At 42.4% G+C, this 23,215-nt stretch carries 21 protein-coding genes; 12 read left to right on the forward strand and 9 right to left on the reverse strand.

The window, feature by feature from the left end; genetic code table 11:
• Positions 1–24 precede the first annotated feature (24 nt).
• From L884_RS23105 to L884_RS0118220, 3 genes are all read left to right on the forward strand, one after another.
• The gene (locus L884_RS23105) at positions 25–216 is read left to right on the forward strand and encodes a hypothetical protein (protein ID WP_156925719.1); all 192 of its coding nucleotides are present in this window, start codon (positions 25–27) and stop codon (positions 214–216) included.
• Positions 217–450: 234 nt separating this feature from the next.
• Positions 451–1,098 carry a TetR family transcriptional repressor PsrA gene (gene psrA, locus L884_RS0118215; RefSeq protein ID WP_028768827.1) on the forward strand — a complete coding sequence of 216 codons (648 nt, stop codon included), beginning with the start codon at positions 451–453 and terminating at the stop codon, positions 1,096–1,098.
• Between the two features lie 4 nt (positions 1,099–1,102).
• Entirely contained in the window at positions 1,103–3,382 is a 2,280-nt protein-coding gene (locus L884_RS0118220; RefSeq protein ID WP_028768828.1) for an acyl-CoA dehydrogenase, read from the forward strand.
• 89 nt (positions 3,383–3,471) lie between these two features.
• On the opposite strand, the gene pyk is transcribed toward L884_RS0118220, so the two are convergent.
• Together pyk and L884_RS0118230 are read right to left on the reverse strand one after the other, a co-directional pair.
• Complete coding sequence (gene pyk / locus L884_RS0118225) at positions 3,472–4,911, reverse strand: pyruvate kinase (RefSeq protein WP_028768829.1); 1,440 nt, start codon at positions 4,909–4,911, stop codon at positions 3,472–3,474.
• A 185-nt stretch (positions 4,912–5,096) separates the two neighbouring features.
• Positions 5,097–5,951, reverse strand: a complete 855-nt coding sequence (locus tag L884_RS0118230) for a MurR/RpiR family transcriptional regulator (protein WP_028768830.1) — start codon at positions 5,949–5,951, stop codon at positions 5,097–5,099.
• 315 nt (positions 5,952–6,266) lie between these two features.
• Here L884_RS0118230 and zwf point away from each other — a divergent pair, with 315 nt between their 5' ends.
• The 4 genes from zwf to L884_RS0118250 are packed head-to-tail and all read left to right on the forward strand — an operon-like array spanning position 6,267 to position 10,954.
• On the forward strand, positions 6,267–7,739 hold the full coding sequence (gene zwf / locus L884_RS0118235) for a glucose-6-phosphate dehydrogenase (RefSeq protein WP_028768831.1): 1,473 nt from the start codon (positions 6,267–6,269) through the stop codon (positions 7,737–7,739).
• An 8-nt stretch (positions 7,740–7,747) separates the two neighbouring features.
• Positions 7,748–8,452: a 6-phosphogluconolactonase gene (pgl, locus tag L884_RS0118240; RefSeq protein WP_028768832.1), complete on the forward strand. Its 705-nt coding sequence runs from the start codon at positions 7,748–7,750 to the stop codon at positions 8,450–8,452.
• A gap of 9 nt (positions 8,453–8,461) precedes the next feature.
• Positions 8,462–10,288 (forward strand): phosphogluconate dehydratase, encoded by a 1,827-nt coding sequence (edd, locus tag L884_RS0118245; protein WP_028768833.1) that lies wholly within the window; start codon positions 8,462–8,464, stop codon positions 10,286–10,288.
• Positions 10,289–10,309: 21 nt separating this feature from the next.
• Positions 10,310–10,954: a bifunctional 4-hydroxy-2-oxoglutarate aldolase/2-dehydro-3-deoxy-phosphogluconate aldolase gene (locus L884_RS0118250; protein WP_028768834.1), complete on the forward strand. Its 645-nt coding sequence runs from the start codon at positions 10,310–10,312 to the stop codon at positions 10,952–10,954.
• A gap of 571 nt (positions 10,955–11,525) precedes the next feature.
• On the opposite strand, the gene sodB is transcribed toward L884_RS0118250, so the two are convergent.
• Positions 11,526–12,110, reverse strand: a complete 585-nt coding sequence (gene sodB, locus L884_RS0118255) for a superoxide dismutase [Fe] (RefSeq protein WP_028768835.1) — start codon at positions 12,108–12,110, stop codon at positions 11,526–11,528.
• 225 nt (positions 12,111–12,335) lie between these two features.
• On the opposite strand from sodB, the gene L884_RS0118260 reads away from it, so the two are divergent.
• The gene (locus tag L884_RS0118260) at positions 12,336–12,677 is read left to right on the forward strand and encodes a Grx4 family monothiol glutaredoxin (RefSeq protein ID WP_028768836.1); all 342 of its coding nucleotides are present in this window, start codon (positions 12,336–12,338) and stop codon (positions 12,675–12,677) included.
• 78 nt (positions 12,678–12,755) lie between these two features.
• Here L884_RS0118260 and L884_RS0118265 read toward each other — a convergent pair whose 3' ends face one another.
• Positions 12,756–14,012: a uracil-xanthine permease family protein gene (locus L884_RS0118265; protein ID WP_028768837.1), complete on the reverse strand. Its 1,257-nt coding sequence runs from the start codon at positions 14,010–14,012 to the stop codon at positions 12,756–12,758.
• A 175-nt stretch (positions 14,013–14,187) separates the two neighbouring features.
• On the opposite strand from L884_RS0118265, the gene L884_RS0118270 reads away from it, so the two are divergent.
• Entirely contained in the window at positions 14,188–15,300 is a 1,113-nt protein-coding gene (locus L884_RS0118270; RefSeq protein ID WP_028768838.1) for a DUF2066 domain-containing protein, read from the forward strand.
• 74 nt (positions 15,301–15,374) lie between these two features.
• Positions 15,375–16,085, forward strand: a complete 711-nt coding sequence (gene hda / locus L884_RS0118275; protein ID WP_028768839.1) for a DnaA inactivator Hda — start codon at positions 15,375–15,377, stop codon at positions 16,083–16,085.
• A 53-nt stretch (positions 16,086–16,138) separates the two neighbouring features.
• Here the strand turns inward: hda and L884_RS0118280 are convergent, their stop codons facing one another.
• The 4 genes from L884_RS0118280 to bepA all read right to left on the reverse strand — a co-directional run bounded on the left by L884_RS0118280 (position 16,139) and on the right by bepA (position 20,680).
• Complete coding sequence (locus tag L884_RS0118280) at positions 16,139–18,079, reverse strand: hypothetical protein (protein WP_028768840.1); 1,941 nt, start codon at positions 18,077–18,079, stop codon at positions 16,139–16,141.
• Positions 18,080–18,416: 337 nt separating this feature from the next.
• A complete protein-coding gene (locus L884_RS0118285; protein ID WP_028768841.1) occupies positions 18,417–18,785 on the reverse strand; it encodes a DUF2069 domain-containing protein in 369 nt (122 codons plus the stop codon).
• A 12-nt stretch (positions 18,786–18,797) separates the two neighbouring features.
• Entirely contained in the window at positions 18,798–19,148 is a 351-nt protein-coding gene (arsC, locus tag L884_RS0118290) for an arsenate reductase (glutaredoxin) (protein ID WP_028768842.1), read from the reverse strand.
• Positions 19,149–19,219: 71 nt separating this feature from the next.
• Complete coding sequence (bepA, locus tag L884_RS0118295) at positions 19,220–20,680, reverse strand: beta-barrel assembly-enhancing protease (RefSeq protein WP_028768843.1); 1,461 nt, start codon at positions 20,678–20,680, stop codon at positions 19,220–19,222.
• Positions 20,681–20,791: 111 nt separating this feature from the next.
• Between bepA and L884_RS0118300 the strand changes: the two genes are divergently transcribed.
• Both L884_RS0118300 and L884_RS0118305 read left to right on the forward strand, forming a co-directional pair.
• Complete coding sequence (locus L884_RS0118300) at positions 20,792–21,007, forward strand: sulfurtransferase TusA family protein (protein ID WP_028768844.1); 216 nt, start codon at positions 20,792–20,794, stop codon at positions 21,005–21,007.
• Between the two features lie 90 nt (positions 21,008–21,097).
• A complete protein-coding gene (locus tag L884_RS0118305; RefSeq protein ID WP_028768845.1) occupies positions 21,098–22,207 on the forward strand; it encodes an AI-2E family transporter in 1,110 nt (369 codons plus the stop codon).
• A gap of 61 nt (positions 22,208–22,268) precedes the next feature.
• Here L884_RS0118305 and L884_RS0118310 read toward each other — a convergent pair whose 3' ends face one another.
• Positions 22,269–23,162: a LysR family transcriptional regulator ArgP gene (locus L884_RS0118310; protein WP_028768846.1), complete on the reverse strand. Its 894-nt coding sequence runs from the start codon at positions 23,160–23,162 to the stop codon at positions 22,269–22,271.
• Between the last annotated feature and the right edge of the window lie 53 nt (positions 23,163–23,215).

The following is a 23,215-nucleotide window of genomic DNA, read 5'->3' on the forward strand; positions in this document are numbered from 1 at the left end:
GCGAGTTACCAACGAAACCAAAGGATGCTTAAAAAATTGCTGGTTGTAGCTAATAACAATTTAGTTGGTGACACTTTAACCCGTGCGGAGAGGGTATTAGCTGAACAGAGTAACGCAACGAAACCTTTCATAAAAGAAGGTTGCCTCATAGCTGGTGGTTTATGTTTAAAGTTCGATCAAAATGAGCAGATTGTTGCAGTAACCATTGAGCCATAATTTTAAGTAGCGGGTGCTGGCTTTGTAACAATGAAAGAGGTTATGAATACGGTGGCTAGACATATTTCATAGGACAGGTACTTTGTTTACGGGGACAAAGTCCTTCTTTATAGGCAGATGTCGTTTGTTAGTCTATAGCTAAGATTATTCTTATATAAAAGGTATTTAATTTGACAAGCACAAAGCGAATGTTTAATTTAAACGAGTGTTTTAAATAGATATAAAGGCAACGGAATGGCAAATCGCTCCGATACAAAAACAAGAATACTGGACGCTGCGGAAAAATTATTTGCAGAAAGAGGCTTCTCAGAGACCTCACTAAGATTAATTACAAGTAAAGCTGAAGTGAACCTTGCTTCTGTAAACTACCATTTTGGCTCGAAAAAAGAGCTAATTAGAGCGGTATTAGCCCGTTACCTTGATGTCTTTATGCCAGCAGCTGCCGATGCAATTGTTGCTGTTAGACAAGAAAATGCTAACGCTTCATTAGATGCTATCTTTTCTACACTCGTTGCCCCTCTATTGGATCTAAATCAATTACGCGCTGAAGGCACAACAACCTTTTTGCAGTTATTGGGTCGTGGCTATATTGAAAGCCAAGGTCATCTTCGCTGGTTTATCACCACCCATTATGGTGAGTATTTAGGTTTGTTTGTTAATGCTGTGGCAGAGAGTGCGCCACATATCCCTCCTGCCGAAATGTTTTGGCGATTACACTTTACCTTAGGTACAGTTGTTTTCACCATGGCGTCTGCCGATGCACTTACAGAGATTGCAGAAGCCGATTTTGGCGAGCACAATGATATTGAAGCGGTTATTAGGAAAGTTATTCCGTATTTATCAGCGGGCGTGTCTGTCCCACTTACTAAGGATGTAATCTAAAAATATGGCTACGACATTATTGATGCTGTTGCTTATTGCAATAGTTGTTGTATTCAGTGTTAAAAATATCAGGATGCAGTTAATCACACGTCCTGTTTTTAGTTTTTTTAAAAAAGTATTGCCGCCGTTATCGAATACTGAAAAGGAAGCGATGGAAGCGGGTGATGTGTGGTGGGAAGCCGAGTTATTTAAAGGTAAACCAAATTGGCAAGTACTACATAGTTATGGCAAGCCAACGCTCACTTCAGAAGAGCAAGATTTCATCGATAATCAAGTGATGACTGCATTAACAATGATAGACGACTATGACATTGTTAATGAAAGAAAAGATTTACCGCCTGAGCTGTGGGAGTACTTTAAGAAAGAGGGCTTCTTTGCGCTTATTATTCCGAAAAAGTACGGCGGTAAAGCGTTCTCTGCTTACGCAAACTCGACTATCGTTAGTAAGATCGCCAGTCGCAGTGTTAGTGCCGCAGTGACCGTTATGGTGCCCAACTCTTTAGGCCCCGGAGAATTACTGACCCACTATGGTACGACTGAACAAAAAGACTTTTGGTTGCCAAAGCTTGCCGATGGCCGCGCAGTCCCTTGTTTTGCTTTAACAGGCCCTGAAGCGGGCAGCGATGCCGGCGCAATACCAGATATAGGCGTTGTGTGTCGTCAAGAGTTTAATGGCGAAGAAACCCTAGGATTAAAGCTAAACTGGAACAAGCGCTATATCACGCTTGCACCTGTGGCTGATGTTCTTGGTCTTGCCTTTCAAATGTCAGATCCAGATGGCCTATTAGGTGATAATAAAGAGATTGGAATTACCTGTGCCTTAATCCCAACTGATCATCCTGGCGTTAAAATAGGCCGTCGTCATAACCCACTAAATCTTGCGTTTATGAATGGTACTACTCAAGGTGAAGATGTGTTTATTCCACTTGATTGGATCATTGGTGGGCCGCAATACGCTGGCCGTGGCTGGCGTATGCTGGTTGAATGTCTATCTGCAGGTCGTGGGATCTCACTGCCTGCACTGTCAACCGCATCTGGTCATATGGCGACAAAAACAACAACCGCTTACAGTGTTGTTCGTCAGCAATTTGGCTTGCCTATCGCCCAGTTTGAAGGTGTACAAGAAGCGCTTGCACGAGTTATTGCCAATACTTATCAGCTAGAGGCTGCAAGACGTTTAACTACAACCGGCATTGACTTAAAAGTTAAGCCATCAGTGGTAACGGCTATTGCCAAGTACCATATGACCGAACTTGGTCGTAAAGTTGTTGACGATGCGATGGATATTCAGTCGGGTAAAGGTATTCAGCTGGGGCCTAAAAACTATCTTGGTCATGGTTATATGGCGTTACCTATCTCAATTACCGTTGAAGGGGCAAACATCCTTACTCGTAGCCTGATGATTTTTGGTCAAGGCGCAACGCGTTGTCATCCATATGTTCTCGCTGAAATGGAAGCTGCAGCAATGGAAGATACTGAAGCGGCACTTGAACGCTTTGATGCACTGCTGCTTGGTCATATGGGATACGCTACTCGAAATGCCTTTAGTGCGCTTGGTAATGCATTAACCGGTAGCCGCTTTAGTCAATCGCCAGTCAGCGGTGAAACAAAGCAGTATTATAAAGATATGACACGGCTTTCTGCAGGTCTTGCCTTTATGACTGACGTTTCAATGCTAATTTTAGGTGGAGATTTAAAGCGCAAAGAGATGTTGAGCGCCCGTTTAGGCGATGTATTAAGCCAACTTTATCTTGGTTCGGCAACCTTAAAGCTATTTGAAGATAATGGTCGTCAGTTTGATGATTTACCCGCTGTACGCCATGCAATGGCGACGAGATTACATTTAGCAGCCAAAGCACTCGATGAAGCGATACGTAACTTCCCTAACCGTGGGGTAGCACTATTATTGCGCGCTTTAATTTTCCCACTAGGTAACCGTTTTAAAGATGCCACTGATAAGCAATCTATCGATTTAGTTGAAGCAATGAGTAAACCTTCGCCTGCTCGTGATAGATTGACTCATCTATGTCCAGATTTTGCTGATGACACCAGTGGCATTGCCGATGTAGAGAAGGCTTTCATTGCAAAGCATGGATGTAAGGGGCTTTATAAAAAGCTTAAACAAGCACAGAAAGAGGGTAAACTTGCCAAGCTACCACCTTTAGCTTTGTTTAATGCAGCGCTTGAGGTTGCTGTTATTACGACCGAGGAGCATCAACAATTGGTAGATGCAGATGCGCTAAGACTTGCTGCTATTAACGTGGATGATTTTGAAACGCTTTAATATCAGCTAATAAGAAATAAAAAAAGGTACGCAATTAATTGCGTACCTTTTTTGTAGGTGTTGCTGTGTTAGTTTGCTAAACCGATAAACTAACCGTAAACAACCACTTTACTGGTGTTGGTGCCGCCAATTGTTTCCATAGCATCACCTTTTGTCATCATCGCCATGTCACCTTTTTCTAGGTAACCAGCTTGTGCTAAGGTTTCTAATGCTTGCTGCGCGACAGCTTCAGGAGCATGTTTAGTTGAATCAAAAAATACCGGTTTCACACCACGGTATAGTGCCATTTTAGCCAGTGTAGACTCATGGCGCGATAGTGCAAAAATAGGCAGAGCCGAACTAATGCGAGACATTAATTGTGGTGTAGCGCCTGATTCAGTTAACGCAATAATCGCTTTAACCCCTTCAAGGTGGTTGGCTGCGTACATAGTTGATAGGGCTACGGTTTCTTCAATCGTGGTAAATTGCTGATCAAGTCTGTGCTTAGATACTTGCACACTTGGGTGTGATTCTGCGCCAAGACAAACTTGAGCCATGGCTTTTACCGTTTCTTCAGGGAAGTCACCAGCTGCTGTTTCAGCACTTAGCATAACCGCATCGGTGCCATCTAAAACAGCGTTTGCCACATCCATAACTTCTGCGCGAGTTGGCATTGGGCTAGAGATCATTGACTCCATCATTTGAGTCGCAGTGATCACAGGTTTATTTAATTGGCGTGAACGGCTGATCAGGCGTTTTTGAACTGCAACAAGCGCTGGATCACCAATTTCAACACCTAAATCACCACGTGCAACCATTACTGCGTCAGAAGCAATAATGACGTCATCCATAGCTTCGTCAGTTGCAACAGCTTCTGCACGTTCAACCTTTGAAACGATGAGGGCGTTGCTACCAGCTTTGCGTGCTAGCTCACGTGCGTAGTTTAGATCTGCACCGCTTCTTGGGAATGATACCGCTAGATAATCAACGCCAATGGCTGCAGCGGTAATGATATCTTGCTTATCTTTTTCGGTAAGTGCTGCAGCAGAGAGGCCACCGCCTTGCTTGTTGATCCCTTTGTTGTTTGATAAAGGGCCTGCAACGGTAACAGTTGTATGAACCTTATTACCTTCAACTTTCTCAACACGTAATTGAACACGACCATCGTCAAGCATCAAGATATCACCAAGACTCACATCTTGTGGTAATTCTTTGTAGTCGATACCAACTTGAGTTTCGTCACCTTCGCCTTTAGCCAGATCACCATCTAGGGTGAAGGCTTGACCAAGTTCTAACATCACCTTTTTGTTGTCTTTGAAAGTAGATATGCGGATCTTTGGACCTTGTAGATCACCTAAAACAGCAACATGAAGCCCGAGCTCTTTTGCAATTGCTCGCGTGTCATCTGCGCGTTTTTTATGATCTTCTGGTGCACCGTGAGAGAAGTTTAAACGAACAACGTTAGCACCGGCAGCAATAATGCGGCGTAGGTTGTCATCACGGTCTGTGGCTGGACCCAAAGTTGTTACAATTTTGGTTCTGCGGAACATGAGATACTCCGTTAAGTTTAAATAAATTCTAACCCTATATTATCAGACAATAACCAACTATGTAGTAAAATTACGAAAAAAAATGTGTTGTCTCAAGTTTTTAATTTTGTGACATATTCCAACATTAATTGATAAAAAGGCAACTTGAAGCTCATCAAGTTGCCGTAAATCATGTAGAAAGTCAGTTACAGAATTGGATCTTTGTCGATTCTTGACTCTTTTAATACTTCTTTTACGCGCTTTAGGTTTTCACGGAAACGTGGTCCACGTCTTAGGGTGAAACCGGTAGCGAGCACATCAATTATAACCAATTGTGCCAAACGTGACGCCATTGGTAAGTACATATCGGTATCTTCTGGTACTTCCATTGTTACCGGAAGTGTACACACAGTTGAAAGTGGTGAATTTCGGGCCGTGATGCCGATAACAGCCGCACCATTTTCTCTAGCAAGCTTGGCGATATCGATAAGTGACTTAGTACGACCAGTATGTGAGATAAGCACCACTACATCACCTTCATTACTGTTAATGCAGCTCATACGTTGCATTAAAACATCGTCGAAACAGATGACAGGAACATTAAAGCGGAAGAATTTGTTTTGTGCGTCATGAGCGACCGAGGCTGAAGCGCCAAGACCAAAAAAAGAAATTTTCTTTGCTTGGGTTAATATATCTACTGCTTTATTGACAGCTGCAGTGTCTATACTTTGTCTAGCGGTATCAAGGGATGCCATTGAAGATTCGAAGATCTTGGTAGTGTAAGAATCCGGACTATCATCTTCTTCAACGTGTCGACTTACATAAGGCGTACCGTTAGCTAAGCTTTGCGCTAAGTGAAGTTTAAAATCCGGAAAGCCTTTAGTATCTAAACGACGACAGAAACGGTTTACAGTAGGTTCACTCACATCAGCCATTTTAGCTAAAGTAGCAATACTTGAGTGAATGGCTGTCTGGGGTGAAGACAAAATAACTTCTGCAACTTTACGTTCAGACTTACTAAAATGGGTAAGGCTTTTTTGCACCTTTTCGAGGGTATTCATATGCGTACGTCCACTCAGTATTAATGTAGATTATTATATTTTGATCACAGCTTTTAGGTTGTCGTCAAAGGCCTATTATTTCCGCAGCGTTGACGCCAACATTAATTTATAATGACAACAGGTACAAACACGATAAATTTTAGTAATTTTATCACAAAAGCATATCAGATTATGGCGTAACATAGCTAATACGCTAACTTGAAGTTTATTATAAAATTTAGATGCAATTACTAAATTGTGTTGTTATATTACAACAAACGTGTGAATTCTCGTCAAAAATGATGAGGCACAGTGTCAAAAGGAGATTTTGAAGCTATGGGCATAACAACACCAGAAGCCAAAGCTTGTGATTTTGTTCTATTTGGGACTAAAGGGGATCTTGCAAAGCGTAAATTGCTGCCTTCTTTATACCAACTTGATAAAGCAAATTTACTGAATGTCGATACGAAAATTCTCGGCGTAGCAAAAGATGACTTTAGCCAAGAAGAATATCGCGAGTTGGTTACCACCGCATTAGAGACATTTGTCAAAGATGGCCTCTGCGAAGAAACCAAGAATCGATTCTTGGAGCGTTGCCATTATATTGGCACTAACTTCACTGTTTCTGATGGCTATCAAGCGTTTCATGATATTTTAGAGCCTGAAAAGCGAGTCATGGTGAGTTACTTCGCAACTCCGCCCGCTATTTTTGGTGATATTTGTCGTTGCCTGCACGAACAAAATCTTATTTTCCCTGACTCTCGTGTCGTTCTAGAAAAGCCAATCGGCTCTGATCTCGCTACTTCTCGCATTATCAACGACCAAGTCTCTGCTTACTTCGAAGAAAATCAAGTTTACCGAATTGACCATTATCTAGGTAAAGAAACCGTTCAAAATCTTCTTGCTCTGCGTTTTGCTAACTCTTTATTTGCTTCTAAGTGGGATAACCGCACAATTGATCATGTACAGTTAACGGTTGCAGAAGAGGTCGGTATTGAAGGCCGTTGGGGTTACTTTGATAAAGCAGGCCAGATGCGCGATATGATCCAGAATCACTTATTACAAGTGCTTACCTTAGTGGCGATGGATCCGCCAGTAAACTTAGATGCTGATAATATTCGTGACGAGAAAGTAAAAGTACTTAAATCACTGCGTCCTATTAATGCTGACAACATCTACGAAAATACCGTTCGTGGTCAATATAGCTCTGGTTTCTTAAAAGGTGCACCGGTTCCTGGTTATTTAGAGGAAGAGGGCGCAAATGTTCAGTCTAATGCTGAAACCTTTGTCGCACTGCGTGTAGACATAGATAACTGGCGTTGGGCTGGTGTTCCTTTCTACTTACGCAGTGGCAAGCGCATGCCATTCAAGAGCTCTGAAATTGTGGTGTATTTTAAAAATCCACCACACAACTTATACAGCTCAAACTACCGTAATCTGCCACCAAACAAGCTAACGATCCGCTTACAGCCTCATGAAGGTGTTGAGATCCAGATGCTAAATAAAGTACCAGGTTTGGGTGAAAAACAACGCTTACAAACAACAAAACTGGATTTAAGTTTCTCAGAGACGTTTAAAAATGAGCGCATTGCTGATGCTTATGAGCGTTTGTTGCTTGAAGCCATGCTCGGTAATCAAGCACTGTTTGTTCGTCGCGATGAAGTTGAGCAAGCTTGGAGCTGGGTTGATGGCATCATTCAAGCATGGGAAGAAACCGACGAGAAGCCAAAACCTTATCCAGCGGGAACATGGGGCCCAGTTGCTTCTGTAGCGCTAATCACTAAAGACGGTCGTTCTTGGGACGAGTAGAGGAAAGCATGATTAAAGAAACGGTTTTTAAATCATTCGATAATAAAGATGCACTTGAAGCTCAACTTGCTGAACGTATAGCCAACCAATTACAAGAAGCGGTGGATGCACGCGGTAAAGCAAGCCTTATCGTTTCAGGTGGCTCAACACCGCTGAAGTTATTTGAACTATTGAGCAAGAAAGCGATTGATTGGAGCGATGTATACATCACCCTAGCTGACGAGCGTTGGGTGAGTGCAGATCATGGTGACTCAAATGAGCGCTTAGTTAGAAATAACCTACTGCAAAATCGCGCTGCCAGTGCCAAGTTTCGTGGCTTAAAGAACATGTATTCTACGCCACAAGAAGGCTGCGACATGGCGATAGAGCAACTAGGTTGCTTCCCTAAGCCGTTTGATGTGGTTGTGTTAGGCATGGGTAACGATGGTCATACATGTTCTTGGTTCCCATGTGCAGAAAAAGCACAACTTGAACACGCACTGACAACCTCTGAGCTGTGTGTTGCTGTTCAACCCGGCAATGCGCCACATTCGAGGATCTCGCTTTCAAAATCAGCGATTTTAGCGAGCCGTCAAATCTATTTACATATCGTTGGTGAACAAAAACTTGATGTTTACCGACAAGCACTAGCAAGCGATGACAGTCGTGAAATGCCTATCCGCGCCGTATTGGATCAGCGTAAAACACCTGTTGACGTTTACTGGAGCGCTTAAGGAGTAATTATGCACAGCGTTGTACAATCTGTTACCGACAGAATTATTGAACGAAGCAAAGATTCTCGCGCTAAATACCTAGCGGCGCTCGATGATGCTAAGAATAAAGGCGTTCACCGTAGCGCATTAAGCTGCGGTAACTTAGCCCATGGCTTTGCAGCTTGTAACCCAAGCGATAAGAATGCGATTAAGCAACTAACGAAAGCGAATATCGGCATTATCACTTCGTTTAATGACATGCTTTCGGCTCATCAGCCTTATGGCGAATACCCTGACATGTTAAAGCAAGCATGTAATGAAGTGGGAAGTGTGGCTCAGGTTGCCGGCGGTGTGCCAGCTATGTGTGATGGCGTCACTCAAGGCCAGCCCGGTATGGAGCTTAGCCTTTTAAGTCGTGAAGTGATTGCTATGGGCACAGCTGTTGGCCTATCTCACAATATGTTCGACGGTGCTTTACTACTTGGTATTTGCGATAAAATCGTACCGGGGTTATTGATTGGCGCATTAAGCTTCGGTCATTTGCCTATGCTATTTGTACCTGCTGGCCCAATGAAGTCAGGTATTCCAAATAAAGAAAAAGCGCGTATTCGCCAAAAGTATGCACAAGGTGAGGTCGACAGAGCGGCACTGTTAGATGCTGAGTCTAAGTCTTACCATAGTGCGGGTACCTGTACTTTTTACGGCACAGCCAATAGTAACCAGCTAATGCTCGAAGTCATGGGTTTACAGTTACCTGGTTCCTCTTTCGTTAATCCTGATGATCCATTGCGTGATGTATTGAGCAAAACCGCAGCGAAGCAAGTTTGTCGCTTAACTGAAATGGGCACCCAATATACGCCAATTGGCAAGATTGTTTCTGAAAAGTCAGTCGTTAACGGTATTGTTGCGCTATTAGCTACTGGTGGTTCAACCAATCTAACTATGCACATTGTTGCAGCAGCGCGTGCTGCTGGCATCATAGTGAACTGGGATGACTTTTCTGAGCTTTCAGATGCGGTTCCGTTACTGGCACGGGTTTATCCTAATGGTCATGCGGATATTAACCATTTCCACGCAGCGGGCGGTATGGCGTTTTTAGTTAAACAGTTACTTGATGGTGGCTTATTACACGAAGACGTTGAAACAGTAGCAGGCTTTGGCCTTAAGCGTTACACCCAAGAGCCACAGTTACGTAATGGTGAGCTTAGCTGGGTTGATGGCCAGCAGACGAGTTTAGATCCAGAAGTCTTAACGAGTTTAGATAAGCCTTTCCAAAATAATGGTGGTCTTAAGTTACTTAAAGGTAACCTTGGTCGCGCTGTTATTAAGGTGTCAGCGGTTCAAGAACAACATCGTATTGTCGAGGCCCCTGCGGTTGTTATTGATGATCAAAATAAATTAGAAGCTATCTTTAAAGCGGGTGATCTAGATAAAGATTGTGTTGTTGTGGTTAAAGGCCAAGGCCCTAAAGCTGTAGGTATGCCTGAACTGCACAAACTCACTCCTATCTTAGGTACCTTGCAAGACCGTGGCTACAAAGTTGCACTGTTAACCGATGGTCGTATGTCAGGTGCTTCAGGAAAAGTCCCTGCAGCAATTCACCTTACACCAGAAGCGCTCGATGGTGGCTTAATTGCCAAAGTTCAAAACGGTGATCTTGTGCGCGTAAATGCGACTACAGGTGAGTTATCACTACTTGTTGATGAAGCTGTGCTAAATGCTCGAGTCGCAGAAAAAGTTGACTTACATAAAACAAGTTACGGTATGGGACGTGAGCTATTTAGTGCGCTACGTGCAAACCTAAGTAGCCCAGAAACTGGCGCTCGTAGCACCAGTGCAATTGATGAAATTTATTAATCTTTAAGGAAGAATAACGCAATGCTTGAGAATAACTGGTCATTACAACCACAAGATATTTTTAAACGCAGCCCTATTGTTCCTGTCATGGTGATCAATAAAATCGAACATGCTGTACCGTTAGCTAAAGCTCTAGTCGCTGGTGGTATTTCAGTGCTAGAGGTTACGCTTCGTACCGATTGTGCTTTAGAGGCGATTACTAAAATTGCTAAAGAAGTACCTGAAGCACTTGTTGGTGCGGGAACAATTTTAAACAAAGCACAGCTTGAACAAGCGGTTAATGCTGGTGCACAGTTTGTGATAACCCCTGGTGCAACAACGGAATTATTAGAAGCGGCAATGCAAGGCAATACGCCACTTATTCCTGGTGTTGCCAGCATATCAGAAGTGATGAAAGGCATGGCACTTGGCTATACAAACTTTAAGTTTTTCCCAGCTGAAGCATCTGGTGGTGTTAATGCACTTAAAGCATTTTCAGGCCCGTTAGCTGATATTCGTTTTTGCCCAACTGGCGGCATCACACCGAGCAGCTATAAAGATTACTTAGCGCTTAAGAATGTTGATTGCATTGGTGGTAGCTGGATTGCGCCAACAGATGCAATGGAGCAGGGTGATTGGCAACGTATTACAGACTTATGTAAAGAAGCTATCAGCGCGCTTAAGTAAGTTTGACCGTTAATTGGTACTAATAGCTCGCCGCTCTGCACAGTTATTAAAGCTTGATTAAACTGCTGATATCAAAGTGACCATTAAAATCCGAATGCACAATGCATTCGGATTTTTTTTACTGCAAATATGATAGATAGGTAAGCAAGTTTAGAATAATACCAATTAGTATAAAGATTTGGTCGCTCAGCGAGAATTTAGCGGTTTTGAGGCAAGGCAACGAGTGAAGAGCATAGTTGTTCTACGTTCAAGCTCGTTAACACAGCATCAGAATCGCTAAAACTCGCCATTCTGGAGCGTTTTTGGCTGCCTACTTCTGCGTTGAATAGCTTTATAAGGGAATAACCATTATTACAACTATTCGCCTTGAATTAGTTTGCCTAAAATCGCTCTGAGTAGATCAACTTCTTATACTAATTGGTATAAATAGATGGTAAAACCATAAAATTAATTTTCATAGGTTCTATGGTTTTGATGTTGTAAAAAAATACCGCTCAACGGTGAGCGGTATTTATAATCTTAACAGCTAAGCAATGCCTAATATCTATAAAAGGCGATGCTGCAATACTGATTAGCCAGCAAAGTTCTCGTTTACGAACTCCCAGTTAACCAGTTCCCAGAAGTGGGCTAGGTAGTCAGGACGAACGTTACGGTAATCGATGTAGTAAGCATGTTCCCATACGTCTACAGTCATGATTGGTGTAACACCTTCATCAGTTAGCGGTGTAGCCGCGTTGCTAGTGTTAACGATAGCAACAGTGCCATCTGCATTTTTCACTAACCATGTCCAAGCGCTACCAAAGTTGTTGACTGCAGCGTCGGTAAACTGTGCTTTGAATGCTTCAAATGAGCCGAAAGCAGCATTGATTGCGTCTGCTACAGGGCCAGTTGCTTCACCGCCACCATTTGGTGATAGGCAGTTCCAGTAGAAAGTGTGGTTCCAAATTTGAGCGGCATTGTTAAAGATACCACCAGTAGAGGTCTTGATGATCTCTTCTAGGCTCTTTTGCTCAAGGTCTGTGCCTTCAACTAATCCGTTAAGCTTAACAACATACGTATTGTGGTGCTTACCGTAGTGGTAGTTAATGGTCTCTTCTGAGATATGTGGCTCAAGTGCGTTGTTTGCGTATGGTAATGCTGGTAATTCAAAAGCCATTAGTTTTCTCCGTTAACTTCTAGTTTGTTATTTTGTGCGTTCTTGCTCACTGCGGAACATTTTACCTAATAAACTTGTGAAGTGTATCATTGTTTCTTTCAATTGGGCGATTAACTTAATCGTTTATTTCTATTAGTTATTACCCCTTTAAAAAGTAGGTTTTTGTTCTGTTGAATACTGGCGTACAATAGGGTTCTGTAATGAAGTTCTAATCAGGAAAGAAAAATGGAAACTGTAGAAAAAATCAAGCAGCAAATTGCCGAAAATCCAATTATCGTATATATGAAGGGTTCACCAAAGTTACCAAGCTGCGGTTTTTCTTCTCAAGTTGCTCAAATCATGATTAATTGCGAAGAGCAATTTGCATTTGTAGACATCCTTCAACATCCAGATATCCGCGCTGAACTACCAAAATACGCTAACTGGCCGACTTTCCCACAGCTATGGGTTGAAGGCGAACTGATTGGTGGTTGTGACATTTTGACTGAAATGTACCAAAAAGGTGAGTTGCAAACCCTTATTAAAGAAACTGCAGCTAAATATAAAACAGAAGACGATCAAGCATAAATTTGATTTTTGACTGTAAAAAAGCCCCAGAAGGTTAACCTTCTGGGGCTTTTTATTGGTGGTAAATTTGTCTTCTAGTTATTTGCTGTGGCTTACTTCATCATTAACGATTTTTGCATGAGCCGCTGCATTATCTGGTAAAACAAGGTTCATTGTGATGGCAACGATACCACATAAGCTGATCCCGGTTAGGCTGAATGAGCCGATACCAAATGCCATGCCGCCGATACCGAATACTAGTGTTACGCCAACAATACTTAAGTTGCGTGGTTCATTCATATCGACATGATTTTTAATTAACGAGTTAAGACCCACCGCGGCAATCGAACCAAACAGCAGACACATGATCCCGCCCATAACCGGTACTGGAATCGTTTGTAATAGCGCGCCAAGCTTACCAACAAACGAGAACAAAATGGCGGTTATTGCTGTCCATGTCATTACCACTGGATTAAAGTTTTTGGTTAGTGTTACAGCACCTGTCACCTCAGAATAAGTGGTGTTTGGTGGACCACCAAAAGCTGATGCTGCAATGGTGGCGACACCGTCACCTGTTAATGTGCGGTGTAGCCCTGGTTTTTTAAGGTAGTCTTTACCGGTAACATTTGAAATCGCGAGAATATCACCTATGTGCTCAACTGCTGGTGCAATGGCTACAGGGATCATAAATAAAATAGCTTGCCAGTTAAATTCTGGTGCGACAAAGTTTGGCAAGGCAATCCAAGCTGCTTGTTTTACTGGTGTAAAATCAATAATGCCAAAAGCTAAACTCAAACTATAACCAACACTGATCCCTGCTAAAATCGGCATGAGCTTTAATAGCCCTTTGGCGAAGATGGCAACGGCAATAGTGGTAAATAGCGAAGCAAGAGAGATAATTAAAGCGGTATTTTGCTCGACAAGTGCAATACTGCCATCCGCTGTTTTACCAATAGCCATATTAACGGCAACAGGAGCTAGGCCTAAACCAATAACAATAATCACAGGGCCTACGACTACTGGTGGTAATAGACGTTTGATGAATCCGCCGCCTTTGACCTTAATCACAGCACCTAAAATCACATAAACAAGGCCAGCTGCCATTAAGCCGCCCATAGTTGATGGGATCCCCCAAGTTTGTACGCCATACATAATAGGGGCAATAAAGGCAAAAGAGGAGGCAAGGAAGATAGGGACTTGGCGCTTAGTAACTAGTTGGAACAGTAATGTACCAATACCAGCAGTGAATAATGCAACGTTTGTGTCTAAACCTGTCAGCAAGGGCATTAATACTAATGAGCCGAAGGCGACGAACAGCATTTGCGCTCCTTGCAAAGGCATGGTCAGATTTTTCATTTTTTCTCTCTTATTTTAAGTAAACCTATCAATAATAACTGTTAATTCTGCTGTTTGTTGTGAGCTGATGCAGATAACCAGCAGAAAACTATCTATTGAAGAGCTGTTTTCTGCGTCATTAAAAGCAAAATATGTGGTACAATTTTCATAACTGAGCCGTCTTTGAATTGAAAACATGCTGAAAATCTTATTACGTATTTGTGTTATTTTTTACTCGCTTACAGGCGTTACCATGCTTGCTAGTGCTGCTGAAGTAAAGCAGTTAGATGAAGGTGTGGTGGCGATCGATTCTCGATCCACAGGTTTACGATCTCAGGGGATCAAACAAGCTTTCGAAAATGTTGTGTTGAAAAATTCTGGAACCCAGAGCGCGTTAAATAATGAACGCATTAAACAACAATTGAATAATGCCAGTTCATTGATGACGCAATACGGTTACTTTGAGCAAGATGGCCAGTTATTTTTAAAGGTTAATTTTGATCATAAGCGACTTATTGCTTTATTAAGAGAAGCGGGGTTGCCAGTTTGGGGCAAACAGCGGCCTTTAACCATAGTTTGGCTTGCCACGCCGGAAGATGGTCAGCGTGAAATACTCAATGATGCATCTGTCGCACCGAGTCGTTTGGTGTTTAATCAAGAGTCGGCCATTAAAGGGATACCGTTGTTATTCCCAATGATGGACTTAGAGGATTCAATGCGAGTTGGCGTTAATGATATTCGCGGCCGCTTTGCTGATAATGTTGCGAGTGCCTCTCTTAGATATCAAGCAAACTACTCGCTTGTCGCAACCATTGAACCTAACGGCACCGCTTACCGTTATCAAATGGATCTTTATCCTCGAGAGAAAGCGCCTCAGGCACTGCAAATCACCTCTTTAGTTAGTAAAAGCGGTGAAACAGCATCTATTGATGATGCGATAAAAGCCATAATGGCAGCAACCAGTGAATACTATGTAAGCCAATATGCTGTAGCAGATTCAGGTCAACAGAATACAACTAAGGTTATTTTTACGGATGTTGCCAATATGCAAAGCTTGGTAGAAATTGAGCGTTATTTGGGTCAACTCAGTGCGATTAAGGCTGCAAAGATCGCTCAAATACAAGGTCAGACTGTAAAGTTTAATGTTGACTTGTTTGGTGATGAAGCGGACTTGCATCGCTTGATGGCTTTAGACCCTAGAATAGCTGTTATTAACTCGGCAACTGAGCAAAATATGAGTTATTCATCATTTGAACCCGTACAACAAGTTGAGAAAGAGACCCAGATCTATTATTGGAAAGGTCAATAACTCCCATTCAACAGGCACACATGCTAACATGTGTGCCTTAATCAGAAATGTAGCGCCCTGTGAGAACTCCCTGAGTGAAGTTAAACTCTCCTTTACAATTATCACTACCAGTTCATCTACCTGATGACGAAACCTTTAACAGTTATTATCCGGCAGCGGGTAATGATGAACTGATAAAAAGCTTACAAGATTGTGCTGAAGGCCAGTCTGATGGTGCTGTATTTTTATGGGGACCAGAAAAGTCTGGTCGAACTCATTTGATGCACGCAGCTTGCGCTCATGCCAATGATTTAGGCCGAAGCAGTTTCTATATACCTTTGGGGATCCATGCCAGCATTTCAACTGCTTTGCTTGAAGGGCTAGAAAAGCTGGATCTGGTGTGTATTGATGATGTTGATGCCATTGCTGGCCATCCCTTATGGGAAGAAGCGATATTCGATCTTTATAATCGTATCTCCGAGCAGAAAACCTGCTCACTAATAGTCAGTGCAAGCGTATCGCCAAGCGACAGTGGCTTTGCATTGCCGGATTTAGTTTCTCGTATGCAGTGGGGACTAAATTATCAATTGCAACCAATGGCCGATGATGAAAAGTTGGCAGCATTGCAGCGCCGCGCGGCAATGCGAGGTTTGCAGCTCCCAGAGGATGTTGGTCGCTTCTTATTAAATCGTCTAGCGCGGGATTTAAGAACGTTATTTGATGTGTTAGATAGATTGGATAAAGCCTCTATGGTGCATCAGCGAAAGCTAACAATCCCATTTATTAAAGAGATGCTTAGGCTCTAAAAGAAAGCCCGGTTTTAAACCGGGCTTTTATTTACAAGAGAAATGTCGTTTGCTTACTCAATTGGCTTTATATGCCTATCGCCACTAAACCGTAACGGCGGGGAAACGACTGGTTGAGCATTAATCGCACTTTTACTTGGGCTATTCAACCGTGAATTAGTTGCTGGTGATATGGCAAGGTTGCCGGCCCATGAGTTACCTTGGATCATAGGTATTGGCTCTGGAAGCGCCGCAACGATTGTGCTGCCGTGCAGCTCCGGCATCATTTGGTTAATAACAAATGCGGCGCGGTTTTCAAGTTTCGGATCGCCAATTCTTCCCCTTTGCCCCCAATCAACAATGATAGAACTTGCAGTGGCATTATCTGGTTTATCTGTAACAGCTACATCACGCTGAATCGCGTATCGATGGCTCATCATTGCTTCTTCAAACAGCATTGCGGCATCTTCACGCCGTGTAGAATAAGCATAATAATCACTGGCACGATCAGGTGAGAAAAAGCTGGTGACATCGGCCGCAAGATAATTTTCTTGGGTATTCGTCGCTGTTTCTCCTCTAAAGCTAACATTGGCTAGCTGGGTCATTTCTTGACTATTTAGCGGGTAGAAATTGGCAAGTTGATCTGAAATGAGTGCAGAATTATTACTACGACGCTCATAGTCATCCAGCAGGGTAGGTCCAACTAAACTTGCATGCACGCTGCGTGGGAAAAAATCATTAGCATGAGCAAGCTCGTGATAAAGTAATGATGCGAGGTCTGGCAGCATCTGCTGTGCACTGCGATTAACCCGTTCTGATCGCGGCACGATATAGGAGGTATAACTATTATTTTTCACATAACGCCATGGCATTAAAAATTGTAAATCATTACCAAAACCACTGCGATAATCCGGCGCTTCATTAATGGTGTCTCGTTCCTCTTTGAGTAACCATAGGTCTGTTGGATCTAAATATATTGCTCCGGTGACAACCCAATAAAATGATGGTCTCACATCGTAACTGATCACAACTGCAGTCACTGATTGCAACAGTGTGGCAAAATCACTATTGGGATCTAAATTATCTAAAACATATTCAAAATTCTCTCCCATCCATTGATGAGATACGAGCAATCTATCCAAAATAGCCTGTTTGTTAACTGAGCCCGTTTGACCAATTAGCGGTAATGTTTGGATACTGCAGCTTTGTTGAAGTTGATTGGAATAGACACATTGCTCAATCGCATCAGCGTAGGGCGAGTCTGGTTTATAAGCAAAAGTGTTTGCTACTCGCTCTTCAAAGTATGGTGAGGTGATAGCCGCTTCATCGGTGATCAGGCTGATAACGTCGTCAGTAACGGTGTTACCGTTGATGTTGCCTGATACTCGTAAAATACTAATTGTGTCTTCATTTACACTAGGTGCGGTGTAAAGCGCTTGAAATGGCGAACTCACGTCTACGTCAAGATCGGGTCCAGCTGCGACACACCAGCTTAGAGAACTGAGGTTAGGGTTGTCATCAACTCTGAAACTCACGCCATTTTGTTCAGCGGCTTGTTGGTCTACACGCGCGACGATGTTAGCCGAATTTGCAGCAACAACATCAATCTCGATTGATTCGTTGTATGTCTCGCCAGCCGAAGTGACGGATACGTTAAAAGAGTAACTTCCACTTTGTTCTGCAGTAAAAGCAAGTACAGGGCTTTTAATACTTTTTAATACTAGGTTATTGCCGGCGGTTTGCGACCAGTTAAATTGATAGTCACTGACTTTGCCGTTATCGATTTTTGCCACAATCGCAGAGGACTGCTGACTGAAATACTGGGGTTGAGTGCTAAACGTTACAGGTGAATCAGTCGTTATAATGTTTAAATCAGTTTGAACACTACAACGTTCAAGAGCTGTTGTTGGGGGCGTAATATTACTGCCGCCTGATGAGTTATCATCAGAACTACTGCCGCCGCACGCGGCGAGCGTAATGACACTGAGTACAGCCCAACCTAAGGATTGCTTCATAGATTTACCCTTTATTTTGGAGTGTTTTTTGCGGCTTACTTCTGCGTTAACTCGCTTTATAAGGGAATTAGCATTACTTTTGCTATTCGCCATGAATTAGCTTGCCGAAAACCACTCTGAGTTGATCAAATTCTTGTACTGATTGATATAAGTTGAATATAGCACGGAGATAGTTTACTAAAAAGTGGCTTGTTTGTTGCGTGGTTGTAATTCGGAAGTGTGGCAGATAAAGAATATTTTATTGTTAATAAATATCACTGCTTGGCATATGGAAAACAGATTTGTTGAGGGAATTTGAGCCCCGAGACAGGGCTCAATGTGTGCCAAGATAAGCTGGTTATTTTTTCTTTTTTAATCCAAGTCCGAGTTCGCGGCCACGGATCCGAGCATAGAATGGAAAACCAATTAATAGCGCGCCAATCAGTAGTGTTTCTGCAACAGCAAACAGGGTGTCAGTTTCGGTGACATACACTAGGGTTAATGCATGCAGCATATAAAGACATAAAATAAAGCTTGCCCATGCGTAGGTGTATGGTTTGCCAGTTAAAATTCCTTTTAACGGCAGCAACAGCGGCACAATCCACAGTAGACTAAATAACATGCTGTATTCACCGCTAACTCCTTGCTGAATAAACCATGTCCCTAACATCATGACCAATGCCACATATCCTGCTCGGCAAAGTTTAAATAGGGTAGTTGAGCTCATTATCTGCTCCGTTTAGATAATCGTTAATACATTTTCTGGTGGTCTACCAATAACCGCTTTATTGTTCGCTATAACAATTGGGCGTTCGATTAACTTAGGAGTGCTAATCATAGCTTGGATCAGCTGCGCTTGAGTTAATGACTCATCGCTTAGGCCTTGCTCTTTATATTCGGCTTCCTTTACACGCATCATCTCTCTTGGTGCTACAGCTAATTTAGCGAGTATATCCTCAAGTTCTGCAGCGGTTACAGGTGTTTTTAAATACTCAATAACTTCGATGTTGCAGTTATTTTCTTCTAATAACGCCAAAGTTTGACGGCTTTTTGAACAGCGAGAGTTGTGATAAATTTTAACGTTAGTCATTGTCATATTCTTGTTATTAAACCTTGGCTTATGATACTGCATTTTGTGATAATAGTCACAATTAACGTCAGTTATTGCAGTTTCTCTAGTGCTCTATCGGCTTCTCTAAATTGTCTTATTCTTGCTTCAATTCGTGCCAGCTGTAACGCATCACCTTTTGACTCTTTATAGGCAAAGTTAAGTTGATCAATAGCGGTTTTATAGTCGGCGACTAAGGCTAATGACTCAGCTTTGACAAAGTACTGCATCGCTTTGTTGCCATCTTTTTTATAGGCCTCAGTCAGCAGTAAATACGCGAGCTGATCTTGCTTATCTAGGAAAATGAGATCTTCAAGTAACGGAATGGCTTTATCTATTTGATTGTCTTCAATGTAGATATTGGCCAAGTTAGTATTAACCACAGGCGATGTAGGCTTTAGTTGCTTTTGTGCTTTGAGTAGTGCTATTGCTTCTTTATTTGCGTGGCGCTGATGAAGCAGATCGGTTTTAGTGTCGATATAAAACAAGTTATTAGGGCTTTTTGCCAATAGTTTATCAATGATGGCTTCAGATTCAGCAAATTTCTTCAATCTAAATAGCGCTAATGCTTTGCCATATTCGGCAGCACTTTTGAAAGTATAGCGATTATGTTTTAGTTGCTGCTCGAAAATTGATAGGGCAGCTTGTTCGCTATAGCCAGAGAATCTCACTTGGATACGCGCTTTTGCCAATTGGAAATCCAAGTTATCAGGCACATACCTAAAAGGATATTGTTCCGCTCGAATACGTGCTTCAGAAATTCGCGACTCAGGTAAGGGGTGAGTCAGCAACATTTGCGGTGGCTTAGTGGTAAATCGGTAGCGACTGGCAAGTTTTCCGAAAAAGTCAGCAGCACCATTTGGATCAAATCCGGCATCAACCATAATCTGCATACCGATACGGTCTGCTTCTTTTTCGTGCAAACGGGTATAGTTAATTTTTGATTGAGTGGCTAGCGCCTGTGTGGTGGCTAATGCAGCCATACCAGCCTGAGGTGAGGCGATGGTTAATAATATCGCTCCCAATAAACCTGCTATTGTTGCTGGAGAGCTTTTTTGCTGAGCTTCAAGTGAGCGAGCTAAGTGACGCTGAGTAACGTGGGTGATCTCGTGTCCTAGTACAGATGCAAGTTCACTTTCCGTATCGGCATTAAGAAATAGTCCGGTATGTACGCCAACATGACCACCAAAAAATGCAAATGCGTTGATCTCATCGTTGCGCAGCAAAAAGAAATAAAACGGCGTTTTTACCCCAGTAGCATGGGCAACTAATTTGTTGCCTAGCTCAGTTAGATACTGATTTAAAACCGGATCATTGACCATTGGTGCTGAGCCACGGATGACGCGCATGTAGGCATCACCGAATTCGGTTTCTTTCTCTAGGCTAAACGTATTTACCGCAGCAGTACCTAAATCAGGCAAATCATTATTGGCATAGCCCATGGGAGAGCTTGTGCACAAGATAAATGACAGCGCACCAGCGATAACGGATTTTGAAAATGTTAATTTACTCAAGCGGATCCTTAATTTGGGCTATGCTTCTATATATCATTAGATCACAGAACTTGCTTGTGGATTGCGTGGCCTTTAGGATAATAGCCTTAGATTGTTGATAGCAAGTTCATTATGATTATTATTGATTTAACATCTTATCGCTGCCCGTTACCTTTGGTGAAAGTCAAAATGGCATTAAAGCAGCTTTCAGACGGTGATAGTGTAAGCGTTTTACTATCCGACCCCGGCTCTAGACAAGATGTTCCCCGCTATTTAAAAAAAATTGGCGTTAGCCATTTTATCACTGAAGACAATAGCTCAGTATTGTCTTTAACTGTTACCAAGTAGAAGTGAATTTAATTAATTTTACATAGGAAAATTTCATTATAACGATGGCTGCAAAGGACTATAAAAGAGTCGTCAAACTAGGGAGTATGAATGTTATCTGTTTTAAGCCGTTGGTATAAAGAGCGTTTTAGTGATCCGCAAGCTGTTACTTTAGTCCTTATCCTCGCAGGTCTTGCACTTGCTCTCTATTTTGCTGGTGGCTTATTGGCCCCATTATTAATTGCACTTGTTTTAGCTTTCCTACTTGAATGGCCTGTTGCGCAAATGGCGCGGATAGGTATCAATCGGACGACTGCTGCGTCGCTAGTATTAGTCCTATTTATTGGCCTAATGTTATTAATTACTTTCGGTTTAGTACCGAGTATTTGGAAACAGGGTGTAAGCCTTATTGCCGATCTTCCTAGCATGATAGACAAAGGCTTAATTACAGCTCAAAGCTATATCAATCAATATCCGCAATTTGTTAACCCTGATCAGCTCGATATTATGGTGGAAGAGATCAAGAAGATGCTTGATACCCAGCATTTGCTCGATATTGGCAAACAGTTGCTCGGTTATTCCGCTTCTTTGCTGGTGGTGATGGTGTATGCAATTTTAATCCCGCTACTGGTGTTTTTCTTTTTAAAAGATAAAGACGAACTTATTCAAGGTAGTAAGCGTTTTTTTCCTACTAATCGAGATTTAGCGCGTAAAGTATGGAATGAAATGCATCAGCAGATCTTCAATTATATCCGTGGCAAAGTGATTGAAATTGTCATTATTGGTGTGGTGAGTTACATATTTTTTGCTTTTATGGATCTGCGCTATGCTGCGCTGCTTGGAGTATTAACCGGTTTATCGGTACTTATTCCATATGTGGGTGCAACACTGGTTACTTTACCTATTGCACTTGTCGCGTTTGTGCAGTGGGGGATCAGTCCGGAGTTTGGCTATTTGATGGTCGGCTACGGCATCATCCAAGCGCTTGATGGCAATGTATTAGTGCCTATTTTATTTTCTGACGCAGTCGATTTACATCCAGTATTTATTATTGCTGCGGTATTAATTTTTGGTGGCTTGTGGGGAGTGTGGGGGGTGTTTTTTGCCATCCCGTTAGCGTCTCTCGTTAAGGCTGTGATTAATGCGTGGCCAGTACCTGAACCTAAAGCCAACACTCAGATTGACGACGCTACGGCTAAAGATGAAAAAGCGGTAAGTTAATAGGGCACTGTCAATGGTGTAGCAAAAGCAGCAAATTTGCTGCTTTTTGCTTTTGGGAGCACTAGCCATTTACTAATGCTGTTTGGGCACTGGCGGCCAGTGATCGATAAATTACGCTGGTTTGTTTTGCTTTGATATTCCAGTGTTGCCAATACAGCGGCACTTGCATTCTTTTATTGGGAAATACCTCTATTAGCTCGCCACTATCGAGCAAGGATTGTGCTTGAAGATGTCCTACTAAGCCATAACCCAATCCCATTTTTATCGCTTCTAAAAAACTTTCGGAAGAGGGGATTTTATGCTCACGCCAACTCTTATCCGTCATGCCGAAATAGAAGCTTAAGAATTTATCGTGAAGCTTGTCCTTGGTTGAAAATACCACCGCGGGCGCAAGTGCAATGTCATCTATACTTGGGTCTGTTAAAAAGTATTGCTCGATAAACTCTGGAGTGGCAACACAGATATATTCCATATTACCGAGAAATTCACTGCTGCATCCGGTTAGCGCGAGCTGCGATGTTGTCACGCACCCTACAGCTTCACCATTCTTTAGTAAGTTATGGGTATACGCTTCATCATCAATAATTAATTCAAGTAGCCACTTATGCTGTTTAAATACTTCTGCTAATGCAGGCAGAAACCAAGTCGCTAAACTATCTGCATTAACTGCAATCTTCACAATGGTTGGCAATGAGGGGTCATCCACATCCATCTCTGAACGTAGTTCGCTTTCCAGTAACTGTACCTGAGCATAATGTCGTAGCAGTCTTTTTCCTGTTTCGGTTGGCTGTACTGGGTTTGTGCGGATTAGTAACGACTGGCCGACTTTATCTTCTAACTGTTTTATCCGCTGTGAAACTGCTGACTGGCTAATAAAAAGGTGTTGTGCAGCTTTGTCAAAACCACCTTGCGAGACAACAATTGATAGTGCTTTTAAGTGGGCATAGTCAAACATAGCGGCCTTTTTCTTTGGTAATTGAAGTAACTAGTGATGAGTATAAGTTAAAC

Source organism: Shewanella fidelis ATCC BAA-318 (genome assembly GCF_000518605.1).
GTDB lineage: Bacteria > Pseudomonadota > Gammaproteobacteria > Enterobacterales > Shewanellaceae > Shewanella > Shewanella fidelis.

Bases quoted from the DNA above. Each gene is read 5' to 3' on its own strand.
- L884_RS23105 (WP_156925719.1), top strand. From the start codon at position 25: ATGCTTAAAAAATTGCTGGTTGTAGCTAATAACAATTTAGTTGGTGAC.
- psrA (WP_028768827.1), top strand. From the start codon at position 451: ATGGCAAATCGCTCCGATACAAAAACAAGAATACTGGACGCTGCGGAA.
- L884_RS0118220 (WP_028768828.1), top strand. From the start codon at position 1,103: ATGGCTACGACATTATTGATGCTGTTGCTTATTGCAATAGTTGTTGTA.
- pyk (WP_028768829.1), bottom strand. From the start codon at position 4,911: ATGTTCCGCAGAACCAAAATTGTAACAACTTTGGGTCCAGCCACAGAC.
- L884_RS0118230 (WP_028768830.1), bottom strand. From the start codon at position 5,951: ATGAATACCCTCGAAAAGGTGCAAAAAAGCCTTACCCATTTTAGTAAG.
- zwf (WP_028768831.1), top strand. From the start codon at position 6,267: ATGGGCATAACAACACCAGAAGCCAAAGCTTGTGATTTTGTTCTATTT.
- pgl (WP_028768832.1), top strand. From the start codon at position 7,748: ATGATTAAAGAAACGGTTTTTAAATCATTCGATAATAAAGATGCACTT.
- edd (WP_028768833.1), top strand. From the start codon at position 8,462: ATGCACAGCGTTGTACAATCTGTTACCGACAGAATTATTGAACGAAGC.
- L884_RS0118250 (WP_028768834.1), top strand. From the start codon at position 10,310: ATGCTTGAGAATAACTGGTCATTACAACCACAAGATATTTTTAAACGC.
- sodB (WP_028768835.1), bottom strand. From the start codon at position 12,110: ATGGCTTTTGAATTACCAGCATTACCATACGCAAACAACGCACTTGAG.
- L884_RS0118260 (WP_028768836.1), top strand. From the start codon at position 12,336: ATGGAAACTGTAGAAAAAATCAAGCAGCAAATTGCCGAAAATCCAATT.
- L884_RS0118265 (WP_028768837.1), bottom strand. From the start codon at position 14,012: ATGAAAAATCTGACCATGCCTTTGCAAGGAGCGCAAATGCTGTTCGTC.
- L884_RS0118270 (WP_028768838.1), top strand. From the start codon at position 14,188: ATGCTGAAAATCTTATTACGTATTTGTGTTATTTTTTACTCGCTTACA.
- L884_RS0118280 (WP_028768840.1), bottom strand. From the start codon at position 18,079: ATGAAGCAATCCTTAGGTTGGGCTGTACTCAGTGTCATTACGCTCGCC.
- L884_RS0118285 (WP_028768841.1), bottom strand. From the start codon at position 18,785: ATGAGCTCAACTACCCTATTTAAACTTTGCCGAGCAGGATATGTGGCA.
- arsC (WP_028768842.1), bottom strand. From the start codon at position 19,148: ATGACTAACGTTAAAATTTATCACAACTCTCGCTGTTCAAAAAGCCGT.
- L884_RS0118300 (WP_028768844.1), top strand. From the start codon at position 20,792: ATGATTATTATTGATTTAACATCTTATCGCTGCCCGTTACCTTTGGTG.
- L884_RS0118305 (WP_028768845.1), top strand. From the start codon at position 21,098: ATGTTATCTGTTTTAAGCCGTTGGTATAAAGAGCGTTTTAGTGATCCG.
- L884_RS0118310 (WP_028768846.1), bottom strand. From the start codon at position 23,162: ATGTTTGACTATGCCCACTTAAAAGCACTATCAATTGTTGTCTCGCAA.